The organism is Algoriphagus persicinus (assembly GCF_035156415.1).
Lineage (GTDB): Bacteria > Bacteroidota > Bacteroidia > Cytophagales > Cyclobacteriaceae > Algoriphagus > Algoriphagus persicinus.
Window position 1 is genome coordinate 117377 of sequence record NZ_JAYEEY010000009.1, and the last position, 26174, is coordinate 143550.

A 26174-nucleotide genomic window follows, 5' to 3' on the forward strand; every position below is an offset into this window, starting at 1 on the left:
ATCGTCCAATTTGGTTAATTTTAGACAAAATCAAACTTTTTATGCCATGAAATCGAGCATGACTCAAGAGACACACAGAGGTATGATTATAAATCCTGCGAGATTCTCCCAATCTGCCGCGGCGGACGGGACAGGCTATATGGCTTTGAAGAGACAAATTATAATCATATGAATACCCATGATCCCGTACCTACGGGAACACACAGGGGGATGATTATAAGTCAGCATCCACCGCATCAGCAGATTTGTTTGTGGTTAGGGCGCGCTTGGGTGACGCAGCAGCGAGCCAGGCGGCTGGCATGCGGGGTGAAGCTTTGCTGGCGTCTTGACTTTTTGGTTCTTTTGCGTCAAGGCAAAAGAACAAAGAAATCGAGCATAACTCAAGCGTCACACACTGGGATGATTATAATGCACGCGAGATTCTCCCGATCCGCCGCGGCGCACGGGACAGGCTATCCCGTTTCCTTCGTCACGGGACAAGTTATGGCCTTTAAAAAACAAATTATAAACACATGAAATGGGAAGGAAGAAGACGAAGCTCCAATGTAGAGGATAGACGGGGCAAGAGCGGTGGTGGCGGGTTCAATCCCATGCTAATTGGACCCCTGATTAGGATTCTATTTTCCAAAACCGGGCTGATCATTGTCGGGATAGTAATTGCCATTTCGGTAATTACCGGCACCAATCCCCTTACTTTCTTGGGAAATTTCATGGGCGGCGGTGGACAGGGATTCACTACTGAAACCAGCTATACACCTACTGCAGAGGAGGACCGACTGGCAGCTTTCAGTGAAACTATCCTTGCTGATACTGAGGATGTCTGGAACAAGCAGTTAGAAAATTACCGAGAACCTACTTTGGTGCTATTCAGCGGGCAAGTTTCCTCCGCATGTGGGATGGCATCAAGTGCGACAGGGCCATTTTACTGCCCTGGAGATGAAAAACTGTACATAGATCTCAGCTTTTTTCAGGAAATGGAAGTGAAGCTGAACGCTCCCGGAGACTTTGCGCAAGCCTACGTAATCGCGCATGAAGTTGGGCACCATATTCAAAAAATCATGGGTATCACCGCTCAAATGGACAAACTTCGTGGTCAAGTGAGCGAAAAAGAATATAATCAGTATTCTGTAAGATTAGAACTACAGGCAGATTTCTTTGCCGGAGTTTGGGCAAATCATAGTCAAAAGTCCATCGGATGGATGGAAAAAGGGGATTTGGATGAAGCACTGAATGCCGCAAATGCCATCGGAGATGACCGTCTTCAGAAGCAAGCTACAGGTCGTGTAATGCCTGATTCCTTCACCCATGGCACCTCAGCTCAACGCATGAAATGGTTTAAAAAGGGCTTTGAGACTGGAGATGTCAATCAGGGGGATACATTCAATGCAGCTAGCCTATAGGGAATTTTAATTGGTTTCCAGAACGACAATCTGCTCAGGGCTGATCTGGTGGATGTATTGGCGAAGGATGTAATACGTTTCGGGCAACTGCGTCACCAGTTCCAGCTGGGAGGGAATATCATCAGTAATCTGGTCATTTTCTAGGTAGGCAAATCTACTCAGCATGCCGCTTTCAAACATGCAAAAAGCCGTTTCATTTGCATTTCGCCCATTGAGTCTGATCAAGATTTCCTTTTGGCTATCTTTGATTTTCACAGTAAACTCCGCTACTCGCTTATTGTATTCATTTGGTTTCTCTGTGAAATCACACCCCCCTTCACAACCCATTTCCTCTTCCGGATCACAGTTTACCTTTCTGAGTCCACATAGTTTGGGACAAAGACCATAGGTTTTAATACCTATTTTAAGAAATGTATTGGCCTCCTCCATGGAGAAAAAAGATTCAACCGGTCTAAAAAATTTGGTAATCTTCGAAACCTGAAATCTTCCATAACCTGAATTATCCTCGTAGTAAAATAAGCCAAACATACGCTTAGGAAGTTTCAATGCAGAATTATATTTTGGCCATAATCTTTTGATTTCCAGTGTCTCATATAATAATGCCATTAACTCAGTTCCTGTCAATTCCCATTTCAAATCAAAGACCTCTGTCTTGAGCTTTTGCTTCAGATTGGGAAGTAATTGCCCTGAAAAGTGATTTTTAAAACGCTCTTGGATATTGATTGCCTTGCCCACATAGATTACTTTGCTATGCTCATTGAGCATATAATAGACGCCGCATGAAGTTGGGATTTCCTTGAATTTGGAATGTGGAAAATTAGGAGGCAAAAAAGCTTCACCTGTATTCTTCTTCAGCGATTGATTGATGATCTGATAGTCGGACTTGATCATTCGATCAAACAAAATAGCAGTCGCCTTAGCATCTCCCATTGCTCGGTGCCTTGCTTCAATAGGAATTTTTTGACTTTCACAAAGTCTCCCTAAACTATAAGATCCCATCCCCGGATATACTTTCCTGCTTAGACTTACTGTACACAGTTTTGGAGTCTTGAGCTCCTTCCCCAACTTCAAAAATGCCTCCCGAAGAAAGCCATAGTCAAAACTAACATTATGAGCTACGAATACTCTATCATGGAGTAATTCCCAAAGTTCCTCATGTATAGTGGCAAAGGTGGGCTCATGCCTCACCATAAAATTATCAATTCCAGTCAGTCCTGTAATGTAAGTGGGTATCGCTTGCTCAGGGTTGAGCAGGGTCTGGTATTCTCTTATAATTGATTCTCCATCATGAATCAATACAGCTACCTCTGTAATTCCACCATATTTTGGCGCGCCGCCGGTGGTCTCAATATCTACTATGGCAAATTCCATTGGGTAAAAGTATGAATTAGAATTTTCTCTTGAGAATAGATGTCACAGAATGACAGGGAATCAATACGCGTTAGGCATGTGACACTTTGTTAAAATCACTCTCAACTAATCCAATCAGCATTCCAAAGAGCAATTCCTTTCAATTTTTCACCATTTATCCTTTAAATGCAACTTTGTTTCAAAAACGCTAGTTAATAAATCCAACGCAATCTATTTTTGTATCGTGAATCTGAAAACAGTAATGCTACTAACATTTATTTTATTGCTAGGGTATAAAATCCAAGCTCAAAATTGTCACCTTACTATTCGAGGTAAGATAATCCACCTAGAAAACAATGAGCCAATTGATGCTGCCTATGTGTGGGTAGCTGAGGCTGAAGAAGGAGCAGTAAGTGATCAGAATGGAAACTTCACCTTCAAAAATCTTTGTAGTGGCACCTACACGGTGACAATACAATACATTGGACATAAGACAGTTACTGATACCATCAAATTAGAATCCAGTACATTTAGCAAAACCTATAGACTGGAAGATGAAGCGGTGAGACTACAAGGCGTGGAAGTGCATGGGCATCGTGATGCGGTACAAACTACCACTGCTGTATCTTCTCTATTTGGAGAAAACCTACTCGAATCCAGAGGTGAAAATCTTGGTGAAAGTCTCAAAAGAATCTCTGGAGTATCCACTTTTTCCACTGGAAACAGCATAGCAAAGCCAGTAATCCACGGAATGCACAGTAACAGGATCATGATCATGAATAATGGTATCCGTCTCGAAGGACAGCAGTGGGGTGCTGAGCATGCTCCTGAAATTGATCCTTTTCTGGCAGATGAAATCACCGTCGTAAAAGGAGCTGAAACGGTGCGATATGGCCCAGAAGCAATGGGCGGAGTGATTTTGGTAAATCCAGCCCCACTTCCAACAAAAAAAACCAGCAAAACTAGCCTGAATCTCATTGGTGGCACAAATGGTAGAATGGGCAATATCAACCTAGTGCATGTAGGTGGCTCAGACAAAATCAAAGGCCTAGGGTATCGTATCCAAAGCTCCGCCAAAAGGTCAGGAAATGTAAAGTCTCCCGGCTATTTTCAAGAAAACACTGGCGTGAGTGAGCTTAATCTTAGTAGCTCTCTGGGATATAGCAGTTCCAAACTTGGAGTGGAAGCTTATTACAGTCTTTTCCAAACCGAATTGGGGATTTTGAACGATTCACATACTGGAAATCTCTCTGATCTAGAAAATATTATAAGAAATGGCCGCCCTTTTTCAGATGGAGACTACAGCTATGACATCGTCAATCCCAAGCAAAGCGTAACTCATCACTTGGCTAAGTTAAAGTCTCATTACCATATTTCTGAAAGCTGGAAAATGAACTTCCAGTATGGTTTTCAGCTCAATCACCGTCAGGAATTCGATAAAAGACGAGGCGCTCAGAATGAGAAAGCAAGTTTGGACCTAGAACTTTATACCAACACTGTGGATCTCTATGTAAATCACACGCATGAGAATGAGTTGAGTGGCACATGGGGAATAAACTTCATTCAGCAGGCAAATAGCAATGTGCCTGGTACTGGAATCACTCCTTTGATACCAAATTATGATATGCTGAATACTGGCCTTTATGCTATGGAAAAGTACTCCAAAGGTCCACTGGAAGTAGAAGCAGGAGTACGGTATGACTTCAGAAATGTGAGCACTGCCAGATATATTAATGAAGAGTTGAGAACTGCTGATCTTGACTATTCTAATTTCTCGGCATTCTTAGGTGGACTTTATCATATCACCCCTGATTTGACTTTTAATTCAAATATTGGTTCTGCATGGAGACCACCGAATGTCAATGAGCTTTTCAGTGAAGGGCTTCACCACGGTGCGGCAGCGGTGGAAATCGGAAATGCTGATCTGGAGTCTGAGAAATCACTCAAATGGATCAATGAATTGCAATATGATGGAAAAAAAACTCATTTAGAATTTACTGCCTATCTCAATCCTATACAGGATTTTATTTATTTGAATCCTACAGGAGAAGTCTATGTGAGCCTGAGAGGCACATTCAATGTGTATGAATATTTGCAGTCAAATGCATTGTTTTATGGTTTTGACTTTGCCGGCAGCTATGAGTTTACTAACAAATTTAGTGGCTACTTAAAAGGTTCTATCGTACAGGCAAAGAACACAAATGACGATAACTATTTCCCATTTATCCCGGCAAACCGCATGGACTGGGGTGTTTCTTATGACTTTGCAAAGAGTACCGATTCACGAACGAACAAGTTAACCTTAAGCAATGTGCTGGTAGCCAAGCAAAACAGAGAGCCTGATTTTGATATTGCTCCCCCGCCATCCGCCTACGCGCTTTTCAACATTTCTTACAACAAGCAATTGAGCATAGGCGAAGACAAGTTGAATCTTGGACTGCAGGTGCAAAACCTCTTCAATACCAGCTATAAAGATTACATGAACCGCTTCCGATATTTCACCTACGATATGGGGAGAAATGTCCTTTTAAAAATCAATTATGAATTCTAACCAACTACTTATGAACTCAAAAAGTAAACTTTGCCTCATCGCGCTAGCAATAGTTTCACTTACTTTCTCTAGCTGCAAAAGTGAGGACCCTGTACCGGAAAATGACGGAGAATTGATTACCGATGTCACCCTTACTTTTCAGGAATTGGATGAATATAGAATTCCCATAGGTAGCCCATTCAGTTTTAAGGCTTCGGACAGTCAGGGAATTGATTTTGGAGGCTCTCTACTAATAGAGGATGTGGTCTTGGCCAAAGGCAAGATGTATTCGATGGAAATCGAATTGTACAATGCAATTTTAAATGAAGATATTACAGTGGAGGTTCGTGAGGAAGCAGACAAACACCAGTTTTATTTCCTGGGAACTGCTTTTTCGATGAGCAGATTTGCTTCCTATTTCTATAATGATCTATATAATGGCAGACATTTAGGGCTTGAGGGTGTACTTAGTATAGACGAAAACCCAAGTTCTACTAATGCAAACCTGCAGATAATACTGCGGCATGACTTAAATAAAGATTTTATAGGTGCAGATAATCCAAACTTTGTGGATTATCCTTTGGCTGGAGGAGAAACTGACCTGCTAATCAATTTCCCTGTCATTGTAGAGTAAAAGTGAAAAGGATATAATACCTAAAAGGCAACCTTCAGATCGAGGTTGCCTATTGTAAGTGGCAAAGAAACGCTTCAAAAATTCGGTGAGCAAATTGTCATTTGAGAAGCATCAAATTCTAAATTTTCATTGAAATTTGAGCCAATATTTCCTGCCACTAAAATCACCTTATAGTCAGGTCCTTCGCTAGACAAATGCACCTTGACGTGTCCATCGAAGGTCTTCATATCGTCAAAACTCAACTTTGTTCCATTCATCAAAGGCCCGAGCACTGTCTTGCTTTTAAGATCAGATCCGCTCACTGGAGTAAGCATAAAAGCCATTGGGGTTTCTGGGTTAGTGTAATCCCCAAAATGCAAGTGTGCAGGAAAGGTGGTAGCAGAAGTGCTATTCGCTCCCACTAACTGTAAGCTCAGCTCAAGATTTCCGTCCGCCAATTCTCTGACAGTAAGCGTCCCGTTGTACTCGTACTCACTAGCTTTATACAGCTGATATTCCAATTTTTGTCCGGTATAAACTTCCGGATCACTGTCACTGCATGATCCAAAACTAAGCAGGACTAGAAGAGCAAAAATCGCATTTTTCATAAATAAGTTTTTAAAACCAAACGGAAAAAGACTGGTTCCGTTCTACAATTCTAAAATTATCAATTCATTTGAAATACTTCACCTCCTTTTCCCAGTCAGCAAGCCAAAGCATCACAAATTAAAAGTATCGCTAAAGATATCCTATGAAAGAAACACGTCTGGCTATTGGTTTGGATTACTTTCAAAAGAAAGGATGGACGCTTTTCCCATTTCAAAAGCAGACGTGGAATGACTACCTGGAGGGCAAATCTGGTTTACTCAATGCTCCTACTGGCTCAGGTAAAACTTTAGCACTTTGGTTTCCGGTCATTTTAGAATACATCCAAAATAATCCAGACACTTGGCGAAAAGCCAAAAACAATGGGATTCAGCTAATTTGGGTCACCCCGCTTCGTGCCTTGGCTCAAGATATCCAAAAAGCTATGCAGGAGGTATGTGAGACCATCGGATTGCCTTGGCAGGTAGTCGTAAGAAACGGAGACACAGATGCCAAAACCCGCGCTGCTATCAAGAGAAGACCGCCGGAATGCCTCATCACCACCCCTGAAACGTTGCATGTACTGATTTCCCAAAAAGGCCATGCCGAGCTTTTCCAGACAGTACAGGCAGTGGTGGTAGATGAATGGCATGAGCTGGTAGGAAACAAGCGTGGGGTTCAGGTACAACTTGCTCTGGAATACATACAGTCCATTTGCCCGAGCACCTTTCGAAGATGGGCTGTCTCAGCAACTATCGGTAATCTAGAAGCTGCCGCAATGACTCTGTTAGGCAAAAATCTACCTGTACATATTGTGAAAGCTGACATCAAGAAGCAGATAATTTTGCAATCTGTAATTCCCCACGAAGTAGAAAAATATCCATGGCACGGACATTTAGGCATCAGAATGCTGGATCAGGTAATCCCAATTATTGAAGCGGGGCGCAGCGTATTGCTATTCACCAACACCCGATCTCAGACGGAAATCTGGTATCAGAAAATCCTCGAAGCCAGGCCTGATTGGGCAGGATGGATAGCCATGCACCATGGATCGCTCGATATGTCTGTACGAGGATGGGTAGAAAATGCCCTGCATGAAGGTAAATTGAAGCTAGTGGTCTGCACTTCCAGTCTGGACTTAGGGGTAGATTTCCGACCTGTGGACCGTGTGATCCAAGTAGGAAGTCCAAAAGGAGTTTCCAGATTTATGCAGAGAGCTGGTCGTGCCTCACATCAGCCAGGATTACCGTCAGAGATATTTTTTGTACCCACTAATTCTCTCGAATTAATCGAAGCCGCCGCACTTAGAGATGCTATTGAGAAGGAGGAAATGGAGTCACAATTCCCTCCTATCCTAGCCTACGATGTCTTGATTCAATTTTTGGTGACACTGGCAGTTGGTGATGGATTCCATGAACAATCGATATTTCAAGTGGTAACAAAGTGTCATTCTTATAAAGAGCTATCGGAAGCTGAGATGTCTTGGATTATAGACTTTATTACCAAAGGAGGTGCTTCGCTGGGGAGTTACGAGGATTTTTTGAAAGTAATACTGACAGAGGATGGGCTGCACCGAGTAACCAATAAAAGGATTGCCATGAAGCACAGGTTGTCCATGGGAACGATAGTGTCGGAGGCTATGATCAAAATAAAGTTTAAAAATGGCGCTTATCTAGGTACGGTAGAAGAATCCTTCATTGCCAAAATGAAAACCGGTGATCGATTTTTCTTTGCCGGAAGAAGTCTGGAGTTACTGAAAGTAAATGGATTGACAGCCATAGTCAAAGTTTCGGAAAAAAAGACACGAAATGTAGTGAGTTGGTTGGGAGCACGCATGTCTCTTTCATCCAGACTTGCCGATAAAATCCGCGAAATCTTTGAGCTATTCAATCAAGGTATTTACATCTCAGAAGAAATAGTCCAGGTTGCCCCAATACTAGACCTTCAAAATCGCCTTTCTATTGTCCCAAACCGAGACACTTTTTTGATCGAATCGCATCAAACTAACCAGGGATTCCACCTCTTCTTTTATCCCTTCGAAGGAAGGGCAATTCATGAATTGATGAGTGCTTTGATAGCCTACAGGATAAGTGTTAGCTATCCAGTGACGTTCAGTATGGCTATGAACGATTATGGATTTGAACTGCTTTGCGACAGCTATGTGAATATTGAAGAGATTTTGGAGGAAGATCTTTTTTCTTTAAAAAATCTACGAGAAGACATACTTCACTGCGTAAATGAGACGGAAATGACACGGAGGAAATTCAGGGAAATCGCGAGTATTGCCGGCCTGGTTTTCCAGGGCTATCCCGGCAAGCCCACTACTTTCAAGCATATCCAAGCTAATGCCAGTCTGCTATTTCAGGTATTTGAGCAATATGATCCAGATAATTTGCTACTGAAGCAAGCGCATGGAGAGGCTATCGATCAGCAGATGGAAGAGGACAAAATGATCCATGCCTTGCAGAAAATCAATCATCAACAGCTCGTAGTGAGGCATCCAGTTCAATTCACACCATTTTCATTTCCTATCATGGTCGATAGACTGAGTAGAACATCTATCAGTTCAGAGTCTATAGAGGATCGTATTGCCAAAATACAGGCGCAGTTCCAAGTTTAGGATTAATTTGCTCGCCAGAAGAAGGGAGTAAATAGAATCAATATGGTAAAGAGTTCAAGTCTTCCTAGAAGCATAATGAAAGAGAGGAAAATTTTAGCTGTGGGTGAGAAAAAGGCAAAATTATCAACCGGCCCAACTCTACCAATTCCCGGGCCAATATTCCCCAAAGAAGTAGCGACCGCTCCTAGTGAGGTAGCCAAATCATACCCCATTAGAGAAAGCGCCAATCCTCCCAATACAAAAGTCAGCAGGTAGATCAATAAGAAATTCATAATATGAGTGATAATCCTACCTGTGACCCGATCACCATTGATCATCAAAGGAACAATAGCCCTAGGATGAACTAAGCGCTTGAATTCCAGCCATGAATTCTTGATAAAGGTCAGGTGACGGACAAACTTAATTCCTCCTGCCGTGGATCCCGCACAGCCCCCCATAAAGAGCAGTAAGAAGAAAATAAAGGTAACACCCTGGCCATATTGGGTGTAGTCATCGGTGACATATCCTGTGGTAGTCACCACTGAAACTACCTGAAAAAGGGACTTCCTAAACGCCAGCTCAGGATCTACACTTGAGGCATAAATCGGATAATAAACAATAACTGAAATAGCCAAAAGTGCCAGGCCATAGGTTTTGAACTCATCACTTCTTAATACTTTTTTGAATTTACCTATCAACCCAAAATAGATCACCGTAAAGTTAGTCCCAGCCAAAAACATAAATAGGATGGCTACATATTGAATAAATGCAGAATCATAATAGGCCATGCTGGCATTTTTGGTAGAGAAGCCGCCGGTAGCCAAAGTAGTAAGCGCATGATTGATCGCATCAAAGAAAGTCATCCCTCCAACCCAATAAAGCAAGGTCGCCATCACTGTAAGTCCCACATAGACATACCAAAGTCGCTTGGCGGTTTCGGATATTCTAGGGTGAACTTTGTCAGAGGTTGGTCCTGGTGATTCCGCTACAAATAGCTCAATTCCGCCAATTCCCAATAGTGGAAAAATAGCCACAGTCAGCACAATGATCCCCAGACCACCAATCCACTGGGTCATACTTCTCCAAAAAAGCAAGCCCTTAGGCATGGCTTCTATATCAGTCAGAATAGAGGCGCCAGTGGTGGTAAGACCAGACATAGTCTCGAATAGCGCATCAGAAAACCCATTGATCTGATTACTTAGGATGTACGGAAGCATCCCAAAGCCTGCCATAAAAACCCAACTTAAAGCTACGATCAAGTAACCTTCTCGCTTACGAATATTTTGATCCTGCTTAGAAAATGAGAGAAACAGCGTCACTCCAAAGACCAAAGTAATCATAGACGAGCTCAAAATAGGCCAAGGATCCTCATCATAATGAATCGAAAAAATAATTCCTGGAAGCATCAAAATGGATATTAGCACTAAGAGTGCTCCCATGATTTTTCCAATTTCTTTAAAATGAATCATCCCTTAATGAAAGAGTTTTTCAAGCGCATTTTTGGCTTCAGGCAAAGCCAACACTATTGCTTTATCATTTAAATCAAGCTGGAAATCACCATCTGGAATAAAAACCTGATCGCCTCTGATTACTCCTGCTACGATGGCAGAATCAGGAAAGTGCAAATCTCTAAGCGGATTTTTAATCAATCTATTATTCTTGCAGACAGAGTACTGGATAAACTCCGCATCCACTCCATAAATACCCGATACAGCCTCCACGGTTCCTTTTTTCAAAAATCTAGAAATCTCATTGGCCGCTACCAGCTTTTTGTTGATCAGCGAATCCACTCCTATGCTATGGGAAATATGAATGTACTCTCTAGTGTCCACGTGGGCTATAGTCTTATAAACCCCGTGATTTTTGGCAGTCAAACTTGCAATAATATTCGTTTCGGAAGATTCGGTCAAGGCAAGAAATGCATCCATCTGTTCCAAACCTTCTTCAATCAGTAGCTCTACATTTTTGAAATCTCCATTGATTACAAGGGAGTTTTTCAGGTTTTCAGCTAGCCACTTACAGCGTTCTTTGTCTTTATTGATCAGCGTGACTCGGAAATGATCTTCCAATCGGAGTGCAGTGGTCAGCGCCATATCATCCCCTCCGATAATCATTACATTCTTGATAGTGTGTTTCTCCTGACCCAACACCTCCATGATCGACTGTGTATTTTTCTTGTTGGAAATGAAAAATACGTGGTCATTGTTTCGAACAATCGTGCTCCCCCGAGGTATGATCGTTTTTTGATCCCTGAGAATAGCAATAATTCGGATATCATCAAAAATCGGATTGGACTTGGTGTCCATGATCCGCTGATTGACCAAAGGATTACTTTGATCTAGTGTAATCCCCACTATATTGAGCTTCCCCCCTTCAAAGTCAAACACCTCCGTAAAGCTGGAATTCTCTATCATATTAAAGATATGCTTGCTGCAAAGCATGGTCGGCGATATCAAATTATCAATGCCTAAATTCTTGAAATATGACAGATTTTCAGCATCCATATAGGAGTGATTTCTCACTCTGGCCATCACACGCTTTGCTCCTAGTTGCTTTGCCAATACCGCCGTCACAATGTTGGTCTTCTCGGAGGTGGTCACCGCCAAGAGCATACTGGCTCTGTTTACGTTGGCTCGCTTGAGGACATCAAAGGAAGTCGCATCCCCTTGCACCGTCAACACATCAAGTTTGGAAGCGACGTAGTCGAGGACTTCTCTGTCTGTATCGATCAGTGTGATGTCCTTATTATCAAAACTTAATTGCTCAGCGAGGTGGTATCCCATGTCTCCAGCACCAGCAATCACAATATTCATCCCCATAGAAGTAATTCAGGTGATTTTTGAATTGGCAAAAATAATAGCTTTCCAACTGGTAATCGGCTATTAAGCTATTTCTTTTCATGTGTTTATAATTGTTTTTCAAAGGCCAAACGGAATCTCGCAAGTCTTATAATCATCCCAGTGTGTGAGGCTTGAGTCATGCTCGATTTCATACTTATAGAGCTAAGTAACAAAGCCATAATCAAAAATCTCATTTTTTTCGTAAGTTTTTTCGGACTCATAATCCTCCAATCCCTTATTCTTCAAGAAGCTTGTTACTCTCCGCTTCAGGCAATTCTTGTATATCTTTTAGTTTCCGCTGAATCACACGAGTTCTCGCTCCTACTAGCTTATCCAGTTCAGAATTTGCCTCGGTAAGCTTTTTCTGGGTCTTTTCGATCAACTCTCCAAACTTCCCAAATTCAGTCTTGATTGCTCCTAAAATCTGCCAAACCTCAGAACTTCTCTTCTGTATTGCCAAAGTTCTAAAACCCATTTGAAGACTATTCAAAATCGCGGAAAGGGTCGTAGGCCCTGTGACCAATACTTTAAAATCCTGCTGAATCTGCTGTGTCAGGCCGGGCTCGCGAAGGATTTCGGCATATAGACTTTCTACCGGGAGAAAAAGAATGGCAAAATCAGTTGTGTATGGGGGGTGAACATATTTATTCTGGATTTCCTGAGCAGACTTTTTCACTGCTTTGAAAAGTTCGCTGCGGTGCACTTCGATTTCTGGTTTGGATGCGATTTCATAAGCATCTACTAATCTGAGATATGATTCCTGCGGAAATTTAGAATCAATAGGGAGTAAAATAGGCTCGCTCTGGCCTGGCATTTTCACGGCAAACTCCACTCGCTCTCTGGTTCCTTTTCCTACTTCCGCATTCAATACATACTGATCCGGAGAAAGGAGACTCTCCAATATTGCCTGTAATTGATATTCTCCCAATACTCCACGGCTTTTCACATTAGTCAGCACCCGCTTCAAATCACCAACACCATTGGCAAGATTTTGCATTTCGCCTAAACCTTTTTGCACTGCTTGGAGCTGATTACTTACCATCTCAAAGGATTGCCCCAGACGGGTTTCCAATGTTTTTTGAAGCTTTTCATCCACTGTTTCGCGGATTTTCTCCAGCCTCAATTCAGTGCTTTTCATCAGGTCTTCCTGTCGTCGGTTAAGCTCTGAGAACTTCTCCCGTTGGAGCGTATTGAAGTCTTGTACATTTTGTCGAAATACCTCTCCAAAAGTTTTTAACGCTTCATTTTGATCTTTTGAATTGGCACGAATACTATTGAAAACTAACTGAAACTGATTGGTCAGATTCTCACTTGCCTCCCGCCTTGATTGCGCCAAAGCAAGCTCAAGTTCTTTACTCATCCTAGCCAGTTCTGTTTGTAGATAGGCCTTTTCCTCGCTAGCATTCTTTCGTAGAAAAAATAAAAACAGCAAAATCACTTGAAGAAAAACTACAAAAATAAGTAAATAATCAGTCGGCATAAGTCATTAGATTGGGATCGTGAAAGTAGCCTTTTGGAACTTAACCAACAAAACACTTAAAATCAATGAGTTTGAATGGTTTCCCGATGTCTTTGAAAGAATCCAGATCCATAAGCAAAAAGACCTCTCCTAACTTTTTCCTTCAAACTGGCGGCGGCACGGCTAAACAGATAAACTAAAATTCCTAAACCAAACATTATGGGATGCTCAGATGGATACAAAGTGCCTTGGTAGCTTTATTTTATCAGTTTATGGAACTGTTCTATTTTACTTTGATTTCCTTGAATGTAGATAATGTCTCCTTGTTTTAATTTATCTTCTGGATGTATACTTTCCATCATTTTATTTTTCCTCTTGATGCCTAGGATATTTATGCCATAGTCAGCCCTTAGGTTCAATTCTTTTAATGGCTTTCCTAAAAATGTATTGCTGTCTGCGTTCATTCGCAAGCAAGTGATGTTGAAATCTGCCAATTCATTTGGCCGGTAGGTTTTCGGGCGTTTCAATTCACCTTTAAATAATTGGTAATTGTCGGCTCTGACTTTCTCGATAAACTGATCAATATCGTCTTCGGGAACAAGAAAATTCTGAAGCACATAAGTGAATATTTGTACTGAAGTTTCAAACTCTTCAGGGATCACTTCATCAGCTCCTAAAGCGAGCAATTCAGAGGTTTCCTTAATATACCTTGTTCGCACTACCAAATAGATCGAATCAGATTGAGAACGAATATTCTTAATGACACTTCGGGTGGCAAAGTTGTCTGAAATAGCTACTACAGCCGCCCTGGCTTTTGAAAGATGTACCGTTTCGAGCATATGGTCTTGAGTAGCATCACCAAAAACAATGGGGACACCTTTTGCTTTTTCACGTTTGACTGTATCGGCATTCATCTCGATTACGGCATACGGAATGTTACTTGCTGCTGCTGCCTTAGCCAAATTACTTCCATTTACACCATACCCTATAATGACTAAATGATTGTCCAATTCCTGATTGACAATTTCTGTTGAATTTTTTGCTGAAACCAACGTACTGTCAAGTCCTAACTTTTTTGAAACACCAATAAACCTGTCAACTATATTCTCTGAAAAAATGATTACAAACGGTGTCAGTATCATTGACACGATAGAAACAGATAAAAAATATTGGTTAGTTTCGACAGTTAATAAATTGTATTCTATACCCACTTTTGAGAGAATAAAAGCAAATTCCCCAACTTGAAAAAGTGCCAGTCCTGTTAATAATACCGTTCGAGTGGGGTATTTAAGAACGGCTACTGCCACTGCTGCCACTGCTGATTTGATAAGGAACACTGCAACTACCAACAGCATGATAACAGGAATGTTATTTAGAAAAAAGTTTAAATCAAGCAGCATACCTACAGAAACAAAAAAGAAGCTTGTGAAAAGCTCTCGAAAAGGAAGAATGATACTCGTTGCTTGATAGCTGTATTCTGATTCAGAAACAATCAAACCTGCAATAAAAGCTCCTAATGCTAAAGAAAGTCCTGCTTCTGATGTAAAAAATGCCACAGCAAAACAAAGGGTGATAGTAACCAACAAGAATAGCTCTTTGCTATTGGTTTTCGCAACCGCATGCATCAACCGTGGCACAACATATCGTGCGCTAACAAAAGTGATTGCAAGAAGAATAACAGACTTTAAAAGCAGCGACAGAATACTTAAGCCGAGATTTGTTGATTCGCCGGCTATCATAGGGGTAACAAGCATCATTGGCACCACAATTATGTCTTGAAAGATCAAAATTGCCAGTGCATTTCTTGCATGAGGGGCACTGATCTGCTGTCTATCCTGTAGCGTTTTTAGGACTATTGCTGTACTTGAAAGAGAAAAAAGAAAACCCACAAACACCGATTCATTCCAAGAATTACCCAAAAAGTAATAAACAAGTCCAGCTATAAGTACCGTGACACCTACCTGTAAAAACCCGCCAATAAAAACGGTCTTTTTGATAGAGATTAATTGCTTTATCGACAATTCCATACCAATCACGAAGAGCAAGAGAATTACTCCAATCTCAGACAGGATTTCAACTTGCTCTACTTGATGGATAAGGCTAAAACCATAAGGCCCGATTATTACCCCTGTCAGCAAAAAGCCGATTATAGAAGGGAGTTTAAGCTTTTGTAAAGCAAAAACAATAACGATCGAAAAACCTAACAGGATAAGTATATCTTGTAATAAGGGTAGATGCATTCCTTTTCTTCTCTATTTGCTTTTTTTATTCTTTTGTCATTATACTCACTTTTGCCCACAAATTGAAACTACTCTAGTCTAGTCTTTGACATTTGGGCAGTGAAACAAGAAATTTCTAGCAATGGGACTGGCTACTATTGAATTCTGTGGAATTTTTCAAAGTGAATCAATGCAATCTTACTTCCGACTATACACTTAATAGATGGCTGCATGGAAATCACTTTGCAGAGAGAAATAGAGCAACTAACCCAAAGCCCAATTGCTTAAAAGGCATTGTGAACATCCTCCTTCAATCTCCTATTCCTCTATTCTTAACATCCTCTTAACCTTTTTAACCTTTCCTTAAGGCTGCTTAACGTATGCTTGTCCCACTTGAACACGATTTATAGGTTCCTTTGAATTAAATGCCAGAACGCAAAGAGTTCGCCTAAACCCCACTTTGTAAAATGAAACCTTCTACAATATTAATTCTACTTTTTTGTATAACTCTACAAGCCCAAGCCCAGGTATATTCTATAGCAGGTTCGGTGAAGAATGGCGACGATGGTACCACCTTTCCCGGTGTTACAATCATTTTGGAGTCAGTGAAAGATTCCACTATGATTCAAGGGGCTGTGACAAACTTAGACGGTGCATTTATTCTAAATAATATTGATCCGGGTACTTACAACCTGAAAATGAAATTTATAGGATATGAGGAAATTATCAAGCCTGTGTCCATTAAAAATCAGAACATCAACATAGGCGAATTCACCTTGAATCAAACGACTACTAATTTGACAGAAGTGACAGTTACCGGTCGAAGATCAGTAAGCGAACAGAGAGGTGACACTACCCAATTTAATGCGGATGCTTTTCAAACATTAAATGACGCAAGTGCCCAAAACCTTGTTCAAAAAATGCCGGGCATTTCTATGGAAGATGGAAACATACAGGCCCAAGGGGAAAATGTGACGCAGATACTGGTGGACGGCAAACCCTTCTTCGGTACAGATGTCAAAGCAGCTTTGCAAAATCTTCCGGCTGAAGTAGTTCAAAGTGTTCAGGTGTTTGATAAGAAAAGTGATAAAGCGGAATTAAGCGGGTTTGATGATGGTGAGCAACAAAAAACCATCAACATAGTCACTAAACCCGACCGCAGAAAAGGGCAGTTTGGAAAAACCTCTGTCGGCTATGGAACCGATGGCAGATATATGGCAGGTACCAGTATCAATGCGTTCAATGGTGATCGGCGGATTACATTTACAGGTTTGAGCAATAATATCAATGCAATGGATTTTTCAGGAGATGCCAACAGTCAGGGAGAAGCCAGAACCCAAGACGGAATCATCACCACCAATTCATTCGGGATCAACTTCAGTGATGAATGGGGAGATAAGATAGAGGTCTCAGGCAGCTATTTGTATAACAACCGCAAAAACATTGGGCGGTCTTCTCTGATCAGAGATTTTGTCTTACCTGAAAATGAAGGACAGGTATATACTGAGGAGAATCAGGATATTCAGGCTACAAATTATCACCGGTTTGATTTACGACTGGATTATCAACTGGACAGCAACAATAGAATTCTTTTCAGACCGAGAATATCTGGCCGATTTGATACAGAAAGTTCTAGTTTCTCAGGTAGAACTATGACCCCTGATGGGTTATTGAACCAGACAGATAATCAGCTCAGCGCTGAAAATTCAGAGATAGATATTACTAACAACCTTTATTACAGCCGGAAATTTGCCAAAAAAGGAAGGAGTTTTACACTGGGTTTAAATGCAGGAAATCATATAGATGAAGATGATGCCATAAGGGAGGCTCAAAACATCTTTTTCCTGCCAACAGAAAGGCAAGAAATTCTTAATCAAAGCATTGTTCGCAGGCGAAAAGGGTTTTCTTGGGAAGCTGATTTTTCCTACACTGAGCCACTGGGGAAAAATGGAATGATTGAAATAGAATACGAAATAGGAAATAGGCTTGATGATTCTGACAGGCTTATTTACAATCTAGATGATCAGGAAGAAATTACTCCCACCTACACCATCCTTGATACTGCGCTAAGTAACACTTTCAACAGCGAAAATCTTTCACAGGAAGTTGAAATAGGATATCAATATTCCTTGGAAAAATTAAAAATACAGGTTGAGACTGAGTTTCAGCATGTGAAGTTGCAAAACACGCAGGAGTTCCCCAAAAGCTTTGCTCTTGAGCGGATTTTCACAAGTGTACTTCCAACATTCAGGTTGGATTATCAATTCACCCGATCCAATAAACTGGAATTTGATTTTGACACGTACACAAATGCTCCATCTATTGGTGATCTACAAGCAGTCATCGATAATTCTAATCCCCTGCAATTGCGCACAGGAAACCCCGAACTCGATCAATCCTATAACAAGAGATTTAGGCTGAGATATAGAAGCAACAATTCAGAAACTGACCGTTCATTTTTTGTCTATATCCAATCCTCATTTGAAAACAACAGAGTTACCAACAGTTCATTCATTGCTCAGGAGCAAATTGAGATTGAGGATGGAATTGTACTGGAAAAAGGCTCACAGCTATCAAGACCGGTCAACCTGGACGGGTACCAGAATTTTAGATCCTATATAAGCTATGGATTGCCCGTAGATTTTATCAAATCCAACCTGAGTCTTAACGGCGGTGTAGATTACACTAAAAGACCAGGAATGGTCAATGAAGAAATTAACTTTATATACTCTACCAGGTTCAGAGGAGGATTCTCCCTGAGTAGTAATATCAGTGATAAAGTTGATTTTAATATTTCTACAAGATCATCGTATAATTTGGTTGACAATTCTCTACGTCCCACATTAAACAACAATTATTTCAATCAATCCAGCCGTTTGAATTTGAACTGGATTCTTTGGAAAGGATTTGTGTATAGGATGGATATCAACCACCAGCTCAATACAGGACTCGCAGAAGGGTTTGATACTAGTTTTCTCCTGATGAACATGAGTATAGGCAAGAAACTGTTTATCAATCAACGAGCGGAAATCAGTTTAAATGTCTATGATCTGTTTGGACAGAACAACAATATCCGCAGGAACATTTCTGAAATATACATTGAAGACCGGCAGTCCAATGTATTGCAGCGCTACGTGATGCTCACCTTTACTTATAACCTGCGGAATTTTAGCAAAGGCACCTCGATGGAGGATTTTTAATCAGTAAACCTTTCTTAAGGAAGCGATCGGTTCAATCAAAACAGACGTTATGAAATATCTTCGAGAATATATCCTTTTCCATGGATATTGATAATGGTGAGATTGGGATCCTGACTTAGGTATTTTCTCAATTTGGCCATATGTACATCCATACTGCGTCTATTAAAGTAATCTACCTGTCCCCAAAGTTTTTTCAGCACCAATTTGCGATCCAGCAATTGATTTTTTTTCTCACAGAGGAGCTGTAGGATTTCAGCTTCCTTTTCAGTGAGAATGATGGTTTCGGTCCCAGATACCAGCCTACGACTTTCAGAATCAAATTCAAGGTTGCCTATGAGATAATGCGTATTCATTTCGGGCTGATTCTGGGTTCTGCGTAACACCGCCTGTATTCTGGCAATCAGTTCTTCCTCATCCACCGGCTTGACGATATAATCATCAGCACCTTTCTGGAATCCCTGTAGTTTATCTATTTTCATAGACCTAGCGGTCAAAAAGATTATAGGGATATCGGGATTTACATTTTTGATCTCGGTGGCCAGCGTAAATCCATCCATTTTTGGCATCATCACATCCAAAACACATAGGTCAAAGGATTCCCTCAAAAAAGCTTCCTTGCCCAGCATCCCATCTGTCTGCCATGATATGGAAAAATCGTGCATTTCAAGATAGGTCTTCAATGCATACCCCAAGGTCTGATCATCTTCAACTAATAAAATTTTTGGCGACATAACGAATAGAATTACTGGTGATTTTAAGTGGAAACTGAAGAGTGACCGTACTTCCTTTTCCAATTTTACTCTCAAATGTCAGCGTGCCACCATGTAATTCGGTCATCATTTTGACATAGCTCAGCCCCAGACCAAAGCCCCTAGTCTGGTGTAAGTTGCCTTGGCTCACTCTAAAAAACTTATCAAAAATAAATGGAAGATCCGTACTCTCTACGCCGATACCATGATCGCTGATGATCAACTGAATCCCATCTGTATGATTGTGGGTGGTAATTTGGATCTCTGGAATCTTAACCGAGTATTTTATGGCATTATCCAGCAAGTTATCTATGATATTCCCGATGTGCATGTAGTCTCCCTGGATCAAGAAATTTTCTGCCTGGAGATTACAGTTTAGCACTCCATCCCTTTCATGAATGATTATGCTGTAAATTTCAGCTTTCTGGGCGATGATCGCATGTAAATCTATTTCCTTCAGATTCAGTCCCGGATTCTCGTGTTCCAGTACACTTAATTCCAAAACCTTTTCCACTTTGATCTTCAACAGATGGTTTTCTTTCTCCAACAAGAATAGGTGATGATCCAATTCGCCCTCTGATAATTTATGCCTTTTTTCCTTAATGATTTTGTAGAGAATTGACGATGCAAAAATCGGTGTTTTCAGTTCGTGGGTCAGGTTGTTGATAAAATCATTCTTTAATTGTGAAAGTTGCTTTTGTCTGTGTAACACCATGAACGTACTGAAAAAACTACCTAATAGGATGAGAATAAACAGCGTGGTAATGATCAGAATTGAAAAAATCTGATACACCACATATAGTGATTGGTTGTGAAACAGCAGGCCGAATCTAAACACTCCCTTACCATAAACTTCACGTATTCGCCAACCAGCCTTAAAGGCGTATTTTTGATAATCAGGTTGATGTGGGTTCACTGCTGAAGTAAAGGCAATGGTATCCTCTACTCGATGGTAAAACGCGAAATCATAATCCAGAAATCCAAGTTTATGGTTTCTTAAGATACTGTCGGTAAAAGTTCTAATCTCATAAACCATGTATTCTTCAAGAGAATCACGTTCGAATACAGGAACTTTGTCCCCTATCAGCTGAATCAGCTTATTGCTTATTTCCTCATCATCCTCAATTCTATGATGCATGTCCAAAAGCACCTCATCTATTTCCTTGTCAAATTGGCGTTTTTGGATATTTACCTCCAATTTGATGAGGTTGTACTGAACAAATAACAAACCTGTCAGAGAAATAGAGATCATGATAGTAATCACATAAATATGATCCCTTACAAAATCAATCCATTTGTTCAATAGGCGCTCAATCATTCCGGATTTTAATCATTTTTGAGCAGAATATGCCTTCTCTTAACTTTCACTTAACCTTTTTAACCTTTTCTTCAGGCTTTCCCGATCATGTGAATTTATTGGTTTTATACTATCTCTAATTACACTAGTATCCAAAATACCTGAGTCTAGGATTCGCTATCGCACTTTTGACCAATCAATCTATATACATGACATGCTCTCCAAGCTAATGTTTTATACAATTTGAATCTCAAAAGGGAATTCAAGAGCCCAGAAAAAAGCGGAGATCTACTTTCAAGTCTATGTCTAAGTGTGTTACAAAGTGGATATCATTATATTTGAGAATACCCTTTTCTATTTAGACTATGGACAGCACCTTTGAACAGGAAATCCGAACCAAAATCTTAGAAAAAATTCTTGAAATCAATGAGGATATGAATATCCTTAAAGAACATACCGCACCTCAGGCACTTGACAGTGCCATCGGAAGAATCTCCCGAATGGACTTTATCAACAACCGTTCGATCAATGACGCTCAAATCAAGAAGAATGAGGCCAAATTGAGAGGTTTAAACAATTGGCTAAGTAAATTGGGCACTGCTGAATTCGGTAAATGTATCCGCTGTGGTCAGGAAATAAACATTAACAGACTACTTTTTATGCCCGAAAGCAACCACTGTATAAAATGTGCGCAGTAATGGCATTGTCTGTGGAAAGCCCTGGTTGAATAAGGGCTTATACTATTAAAGTAATTTCATGCCGGTCCGTTTCTAAATTTCTTTTTTAATCGCTTGTACTTGAATTTCCATTTGGCTTTGGTAAATCCTGGCATAGCCCGGAAGGACTGAACAATAATAGGCAGCAAAATGATCAAGTTTATTGGCAAAACAGTATCCCAACCCCATCCAGCATCCAATATAATTCCATATAAAGCAGGCCCAACAGCCGAACTCAATACCATCATCGAGGTGAAAACACTGCGTACTGATCCAATGAATTTTTTGCCGAAAAACTCTACCTGAAGGGATGCCAAAATCGCAGACCCAAACCCTACCGACAATCCCATCAAAATCATGTAAACGAACATAGACCAGATATTGGGAATAAGCCAAAGCCCCAGGATCCCAATGAAAAACGGGAATAAGTACCAGGGGAAGAAGGTTTTTGCCCGATACTTATCAATCAACGGCCCTGCAGTGAGAATGCTCGCGGAACCTGCAATTGCGAAAACAGACAGTCCCGCAGCCACCAATCCCTCTGGCCATCCCTTGAATTCAACGATGGAAATTTGATAGAAAAAAAGACCTGTGGTCGCAAAGGGAATAAAAAATACATTTGGAGCCAACAACCAGAATTCCTTGGAGCGGATGATATCACGTTGGCGGATTTTGGTCTCTAAGGTTTTCTCCTCTGGGATGTCTGTAGTTTCGCCCTCTGGTTGGAGGTGCTTTTCCTTCAATACAAAAAGTGTAAAGAATAGTACAATCACTGTAACAAGACCAGCATTAAGCCACAGAGATTCTCTCCATCCGATTCTACCAATGACAATTAAGATAATCGCAGGCAACACTGCCTGACCCAGCGGGTGGCCGAGAGATGCCAGACTGATCGCTTTCCCCCGATTTTCCTCAAAATATCGGGACATTGCCGTGATGGATATATGGGAATAAAGTCCTTGTCCAGCCAACCTCAACCCTAAAAAAGAAATGGGGATCACCCACCAAACGGTAGCTAGCGAGAAAGTAAGCAAGGCTAAACAGAAAAGCAATGTGGTTCCAATTATAAACCATTTGATCGGCACCGTATCTATCAACTTACCTACCTTAGGTAGCAGTGCTGCACTGATAATAGTAGCCACTCCATAAAAAGTAGAAACGGAGCTGTTGGAAAGCGAAAAATCCGAAATCAAAAAAGGGACATATAATGCCAGCAAGAAGGTCTGCCCAAAACTAGACAAGGCAGTCATCATGATACCAAAAACTACCATAACCCCATTGGAACGGATAAACTTGAAATAATTCATTGGATTTTTTTCATCGGGGTTTATCCAAAGCTAGCTTTAACGTCATAGAGAAAGTTTTCTTAACTCGTACCTTCTTCTGCTAATCCTAGTTAGCACGTCCTAATCGATTGAGCTCTGGGATAAGTTTAAGAACCTGTTGACAAAATTATAATTTTATCATCCCTGTTTTGCTATCAAAATATTCTGTAAACCACAGACATTTTAAATGTCTGTGGTTTTTAGTATAGGTGTAAAATAATTGCGTCCGGTCTGTTAGGTAAAACAGAGCCGGACGCCTACAATAGGTTGAGGTTGTATTTTACTATTAGGTCACCTTATCAGTCATCACTTTGTAAGTAGGATCTTCGAGGATGTTGATCTCGAGGATTTCATCTGCCTTTGCGAGCAATCCCCTGCAATCTGGACTAAGATGCCTCAGGTGCACCTTTTTGCCAACTTTATGGTAGCGTTCGGTGATTTTGTTGAGAGCCTCAATAGCTGACATATCTACTACCCTGCTTTCTTCAAAATCAATGATTACTTCATCTGGGTCATTTAATACATCAAACTTTTCATTAAAGGCTGATATAGAACCAAAAAACAAAGGGCCGAAAATTTCATAATGTTTGACTCCATTTTCATCTATTCGTTTGCGGGCACGGATGCGTTTTGCATTGTCCCAGGAAAAGAAGAGAGCCGCTAGGACTACTCCTATCAAGACCGCAAGTGCAAGATTGTGGAGAATAGCTGTTATCAGTGTAACCAGAAACATCAGAAAAATATCCTTCTTAGGCATTTTGGTAATCGTCTTGATACTTGCCCATTCAAATGTACCTATAGCTACCATGATCATCAGTCCTGTCAAAGCAGCCATAGGAACTTGCTCTATTAACCCAGAACCAAAAATAATAAATACCAAAAGCATCACTGCTGCCACAATCCCTGATAGACGGGCACGTGCTCCAGAGGATATATTGATCAAACTCTGTCCCAGCATTGCGCAACCACCCATTCCTGAAAAGAAGCCTGAAGTAACATTTGCAATACCCTGAGCTACTGCTTCTTTATTACTTCTTCCTCGTGTTTCGGTGATCTCATCGATAATATTCAGCGTAAGTAAACTTTCGATTAACCCAACTCCAGCCATGATGACTGCATAAGGTAGGATAAGCTGTAATGTCTCAAAATTCAATGGAACAGTTGGAATATGAAAAGGAGGAAAGCCTCCCTTGATACTTGCAATATCTCCAACGGTCTTCGTGTCGATTTTCAGAATGGCTACGAGTCCAAACACCACTAAGATCGCAACAAGGGATGACGGTACTGCTTTGGTCAGCTTTGGAAGCCCCCAAATAATAAGCATCGTGAGCAGCACTAGTCCCAAAAGAATATATAGTGGTGTGCCACCAAGCCAGTTACCATCAGGCCCTTTAAATTGATTCAACTGTGACATAAAGATGATAATTGCCAGTCCATTGACAAATCCGAATATCACTGGATGGGGGACTAAACGCATGAGTTTGCCCAAACGGAGCGAACCAGCCAAAATCTGAATTAAACCAGACAGAATCACTGCGGCAAACACATATTCAACTCCGTGTGAAACAGCCAAGGCTACAATAACTACAGCAATAGCTCCTGTTGCCCCCGAGATCATTCCCGGTCTGCCACCCAAAATAGCGGTAACTAATCCCATGACGAAGGCAGCATAAAGCCCTGTCAATGGAGAAAGTCCTGCAATCATAGCAAATGCCACCGCTTCAGGAATGAGTGCCATTGCAACGGTAAGACCCGAAAGAACTTCCGTTTTATAGTCAACACGTTGACTGAAATCAAATAAATTGAAGTATTTCTTCATATAAAGAATATTGTTTGAGATATAATAAATTGGAAATGGAATAAGGAAATTAGAAATTATGCCAACTACTGGCGCCAGAAGCTCAGGGATCCCGGAAGCCCGGAAAAAAAATTTTAATCTGGAGTAACTGCTGTTGTTTCAATATTCATTGCGAGGCAAAGATAGCTAAAAAAGAATGCCCAAATTAAATTCTGAAAAAAAGCAACTTAAAGAATATACTCCTAAATGGTCAAAACCGATGAAATAATGAAATTCAATCGGTAACGTAGAAAAATAAAAAATATTTTTTGGGTCAAAACGAATTCTTAAATAACTCATAAAGTAACAAGTTTCTTGATTATACAGAGCCAGATTGGTGCGATTAAGAGGGCAGATGCCATTGGGGTGACAACTATCCTATGGAAATTTCAATTCCGGATTGCTGCGATTGAGAGTATTCGTCACTGCGAGGTACGAAGCAGTCTCAATATGTTTCAGCGATTGAGAGCAAATCAGTGGCTAACACAGGCTCTCCAAGGTCTCGTTCGAATTCCACATTGGCGCGATTGAGAGCGTCTTTGCGAGGGAGGGACGACCGAAGCAATCTGGGTTTCAATTCCAGATTGGTGCGATTGAGAGGCTATCTGGATCACGTAGAATCATCACTACTGTATCGTTTCAATTCCAGATTGGTGCGATTGAGAGTTTTTAATACAGGCGGAGCTGGTATGCGGGAAATAGGTTTCAATTCCAGATTGGTGCGATTGAGAGGCTATCTGGATCACGTAGAATCATCACTACTGTATCGTTTCAATTCCAGATTGGTGCGATTGAGAGTTTTTAATACAGGCGGAGCTGGTATGCGGGAAATAGGTTTCAATTCCAGATTGGTGCGATTGAGAGCCTGTCTCTCACCGGTACCCCCTATTGGTTTATTTTGTTTCAATTCCAGATTGGTGCGATTGAGAGCGGGCTGCGGTGAGGATCTGCGCGAGGCGGGAGCGGGTTTCAATTCCAGATTGGTGCGATTGAGAGATAGTTATGTCTAGAATAGTTTTTACAGATAGAAATGTTTCAATTCCAGATTGGTGCGATTGAGAGGGATTTGACCCATTCGATCTCCTCAGGGGTAGCTCCTGTTTCAATTCCAGATTGGTGCGATTGAGAGGTGGAATTTGCCAGCCTATCATCGGGTCCTTTCAATGTTTCAATTCCAGATTGGTGCGATTGAGAGCCTGTCTCTCACCGGTACCCCCTATTGGGTTATTTTGTTTCAATTCCAGATTGGTGCGATTGAGAGGTGGAATTTGCCAGCCTATCATCGGGTCCTTTCAATGTTTCAATTCCAGATTGGTGCGATTGAGAGCCCAAAGTTCTGCTGGCAGGGTGACGGAGAAGTCGGGTTTCAATTCCAGATTGGTGCGATTGAGAGTCTGTCCTGTGAGCGTTTTGGGATCTCCGAAAATATGTTTCAATTCCAGATTGGTGCGATTG

Annotated in this window: 18 protein-coding genes and 1 CRISPR repeat array (1 of these 19 cut by a window edge); of the genes, 8 read left to right on the forward strand and 10 right to left on the reverse strand. The window is 41.0% G+C overall.

All coding sequences use genetic code 11. The features are described 5' to 3' along the window. Positions 1-46 precede the first annotated feature (46 nt). From U3A58_RS08995 to ypfJ, 3 genes are read left to right on the forward strand one after another with little or no spacing between them, the layout of a single operon-like run. Positions 47-172 carry a hypothetical protein gene (locus U3A58_RS08995; RefSeq protein ID WP_323823081.1) on the forward strand — a complete coding sequence of 42 codons (126 nt, stop codon included), beginning with the start codon at positions 47-49 and terminating at the stop codon, positions 170-172. Beyond that, complete coding sequence (locus tag U3A58_RS09000) at positions 169-516, forward strand: hypothetical protein (RefSeq protein ID WP_323823082.1); 348 nt, start codon at positions 169-171, stop codon at positions 514-516. Before U3A58_RS08995 ends, U3A58_RS09000 begins: the two co-directional genes overlap by 4 nt. Beyond that, entirely contained in the window at positions 513-1400 is an 888-nt protein-coding gene (gene ypfJ, locus U3A58_RS09005) for a KPN_02809 family neutral zinc metallopeptidase (protein WP_323823083.1), read from the forward strand. Before U3A58_RS09000 ends, ypfJ begins: the two co-directional genes overlap by 4 nt. A 6-nt stretch (positions 1401-1406) precedes the next feature. On the opposite strand, the gene U3A58_RS09010 is transcribed toward ypfJ, so the two are convergent. After that, a complete protein-coding gene (locus U3A58_RS09010; protein ID WP_323823084.1) occupies positions 1407-2771 on the reverse strand; it encodes an exonuclease domain-containing protein in 1365 nt (454 codons plus the stop codon). A gap of 241 nt (positions 2772-3012) precedes the next feature. On the opposite strand from U3A58_RS09010, the gene U3A58_RS09015 reads away from it, so the two are divergent. Together U3A58_RS09015 and U3A58_RS09020 are read left to right on the forward strand one after the other, a co-directional pair. Next, positions 3013-5301, forward strand: a complete 2289-nt coding sequence (locus U3A58_RS09015; RefSeq protein WP_323823085.1) for a TonB-dependent receptor — start codon at positions 3013-3015, stop codon at positions 5299-5301. A gap of 10 nt (positions 5302-5311) precedes the next feature. Next, positions 5312-5914: a hypothetical protein gene (locus U3A58_RS09020; protein WP_323823086.1), complete on the forward strand. Its 603-nt coding sequence runs from the start codon at positions 5312-5314 to the stop codon at positions 5912-5914. A gap of 74 nt (positions 5915-5988) precedes the next feature. Here the strand turns inward: U3A58_RS09020 and U3A58_RS09025 are convergent, their stop codons facing one another. Further along, positions 5989-6501: a hypothetical protein gene (locus U3A58_RS09025; RefSeq protein ID WP_323823087.1), complete on the reverse strand. Its 513-nt coding sequence runs from the start codon at positions 6499-6501 to the stop codon at positions 5989-5991. A 143-nt stretch (positions 6502-6644) separates the two neighbouring features. Between U3A58_RS09025 and U3A58_RS09030 the strand changes: the two genes are divergently transcribed. Then, complete coding sequence (locus U3A58_RS09030; protein ID WP_323823088.1) at positions 6645-9098, forward strand: ligase-associated DNA damage response DEXH box helicase; 2454 nt, start codon at positions 6645-6647, stop codon at positions 9096-9098. Positions 9099-9100: 2 nt separating this feature from the next. On the opposite strand, the gene U3A58_RS09035 is transcribed toward U3A58_RS09030, so the two are convergent. From U3A58_RS09035 to U3A58_RS09050, 4 genes are all read right to left on the reverse strand, one after another. Then, positions 9101-10546 (reverse strand): TrkH family potassium uptake protein, encoded by a 1446-nt coding sequence (locus U3A58_RS09035; RefSeq protein ID WP_323823089.1) that lies wholly within the window; start codon positions 10544-10546, stop codon positions 9101-9103. A gap of 3 nt (positions 10547-10549) precedes the next feature. Beyond that, positions 10550-11896, reverse strand: coding sequence for a Trk system potassium transporter TrkA (gene trkA, locus U3A58_RS09040; RefSeq protein ID WP_323823090.1), 1347 nt, complete (start codon positions 11894-11896; stop codon positions 10550-10552). A gap of 256 nt (positions 11897-12152) precedes the next feature. Continuing rightward, complete coding sequence (locus tag U3A58_RS09045) at positions 12153-13277, reverse strand: DNA recombination protein RmuC (RefSeq protein ID WP_323823091.1); 1125 nt, start codon at positions 13275-13277, stop codon at positions 12153-12155. A 356-nt stretch (positions 13278-13633) separates the two neighbouring features. Further along, entirely contained in the window at positions 13634-15616 is a 1983-nt protein-coding gene (locus U3A58_RS09050) for a cation:proton antiporter domain-containing protein (protein ID WP_323823092.1), read from the reverse strand. 446 nt (positions 15617-16062) lie between these two features. On the opposite strand from U3A58_RS09050, the gene U3A58_RS09055 reads away from it, so the two are divergent. Continuing rightward, complete coding sequence (locus U3A58_RS09055; RefSeq protein ID WP_323823093.1) at positions 16063-18795, forward strand: TonB-dependent receptor; 2733 nt, start codon at positions 16063-16065, stop codon at positions 18793-18795. A 47-nt stretch (positions 18796-18842) separates the two neighbouring features. On the opposite strand, the gene U3A58_RS09060 is transcribed toward U3A58_RS09055, so the two are convergent. Together U3A58_RS09060 and U3A58_RS09065 are read right to left on the reverse strand one after the other, a co-directional pair. Continuing rightward, a complete protein-coding gene (locus U3A58_RS09060) occupies positions 18843-19526 on the reverse strand; it encodes a response regulator transcription factor (protein ID WP_323823094.1) in 684 nt (227 codons plus the stop codon). Continuing rightward, entirely contained in the window at positions 19501-20862 is a 1362-nt protein-coding gene (locus U3A58_RS09065; protein WP_323823095.1) for a sensor histidine kinase, read from the reverse strand. The genes U3A58_RS09060 and U3A58_RS09065 overlap by 26 nt, the downstream gene beginning before the upstream one ends. 344 nt (positions 20863-21206) lie before the next feature. On the opposite strand from U3A58_RS09065, the gene U3A58_RS09070 reads away from it, so the two are divergent. Continuing rightward, positions 21207-21539 carry a TraR/DksA family transcriptional regulator gene (locus U3A58_RS09070; protein ID WP_323823096.1) on the forward strand — a complete coding sequence of 111 codons (333 nt, stop codon included), beginning with the start codon at positions 21207-21209 and terminating at the stop codon, positions 21537-21539. Between the two features lie 56 nt (positions 21540-21595). Here U3A58_RS09070 and U3A58_RS09075 read toward each other — a convergent pair whose 3' ends face one another. Together U3A58_RS09075 and U3A58_RS09080 are read right to left on the reverse strand one after the other, a co-directional pair. Next, complete coding sequence (locus U3A58_RS09075) at positions 21596-22864, reverse strand: MFS transporter (RefSeq protein WP_323823097.1); 1269 nt, start codon at positions 22862-22864, stop codon at positions 21596-21598. Between the two features lie 304 nt (positions 22865-23168). Then, positions 23169-24701: a SulP family inorganic anion transporter gene (locus U3A58_RS09080; protein WP_323823098.1), complete on the reverse strand. Its 1533-nt coding sequence runs from the start codon at positions 24699-24701 to the stop codon at positions 23169-23171. Between the two features lie 522 nt (positions 24702-25223). Further along, positions 25224-26174: direct repeats of the CRISPR family, unit length 30 nt; unit sequence GTTTCAATTCCAGATTGGTGCGATTGAGAG; it runs 6346 nt beyond the window's last position.

What these genes read in the sequence shown, in the direction of transcription:
- U3A58_RS09025 (WP_323823087.1), bottom strand. Translation starts at nt 6,501, where the DNA reads ATGAAAAATGCGATTTTTGCTCTTCTAGTCCTGCTTAGTTTTGGATCA.
- U3A58_RS09030 (WP_323823088.1), top strand. Translation starts at nt 6,645, where the DNA reads ATGAAAGAAACACGTCTGGCTATTGGTTTGGATTACTTTCAAAAGAAA.
- U3A58_RS08995 (WP_323823081.1), top strand. Translation starts at nt 47, where the DNA reads ATGAAATCGAGCATGACTCAAGAGACACACAGAGGTATGATTATAAAT.
- U3A58_RS09070 (WP_323823096.1), top strand. Translation starts at nt 21,207, where the DNA reads ATGGACAGCACCTTTGAACAGGAAATCCGAACCAAAATCTTAGAAAAA.
- U3A58_RS09050 (WP_323823092.1), bottom strand. Translation starts at nt 15,616, where the DNA reads ATGCATCTACCCTTATTACAAGATATACTTATCCTGTTAGGTTTTTCG.
- U3A58_RS09075 (WP_323823097.1), bottom strand. Translation starts at nt 22,864, where the DNA reads ATGAATTATTTCAAGTTTATCCGTTCCAATGGGGTTATGGTAGTTTTT.
- U3A58_RS09010 (WP_323823084.1), bottom strand. Translation starts at nt 2,771, where the DNA reads ATGGAATTTGCCATAGTAGATATTGAGACCACCGGCGGCGCGCCAAAA.
- ypfJ (WP_323823083.1), top strand. Translation starts at nt 513, where the DNA reads ATGAAATGGGAAGGAAGAAGACGAAGCTCCAATGTAGAGGATAGACGG.
- U3A58_RS09035 (WP_323823089.1), bottom strand. Translation starts at nt 10,546, where the DNA reads ATGATTCATTTTAAAGAAATTGGAAAAATCATGGGAGCACTCTTAGTG.
- U3A58_RS09060 (WP_323823094.1), bottom strand. Translation starts at nt 19,526, where the DNA reads ATGTCGCCAAAAATTTTATTAGTTGAAGATGATCAGACCTTGGGGTAT.
- U3A58_RS09000 (WP_323823082.1), top strand. Translation starts at nt 169, where the DNA reads ATGAATACCCATGATCCCGTACCTACGGGAACACACAGGGGGATGATT.
- U3A58_RS09045 (WP_323823091.1), bottom strand. Translation starts at nt 13,277, where the DNA reads ATGAGTAAAGAACTTGAGCTTGCTTTGGCGCAATCAAGGCGGGAGGCA.
- U3A58_RS09015 (WP_323823085.1), top strand. Translation starts at nt 3,013, where the DNA reads ATGCTACTAACATTTATTTTATTGCTAGGGTATAAAATCCAAGCTCAA.
- U3A58_RS09020 (WP_323823086.1), top strand. Translation starts at nt 5,312, where the DNA reads ATGAACTCAAAAAGTAAACTTTGCCTCATCGCGCTAGCAATAGTTTCA.
- trkA (WP_323823090.1), bottom strand. Translation starts at nt 11,896, where the DNA reads ATGGGGATGAATATTGTGATTGCTGGTGCTGGAGACATGGGATACCAC.
- U3A58_RS09065 (WP_323823095.1), bottom strand. Translation starts at nt 20,862, where the DNA reads ATGATTGAGCGCCTATTGAACAAATGGATTGATTTTGTAAGGGATCAT.
- U3A58_RS09080 (WP_323823098.1), bottom strand. Translation starts at nt 24,701, where the DNA reads ATGAAGAAATACTTCAATTTATTTGATTTCAGTCAACGTGTTGACTAT.
- U3A58_RS09055 (WP_323823093.1), top strand. Translation starts at nt 16,063, where the DNA reads ATGAAACCTTCTACAATATTAATTCTACTTTTTTGTATAACTCTACAA.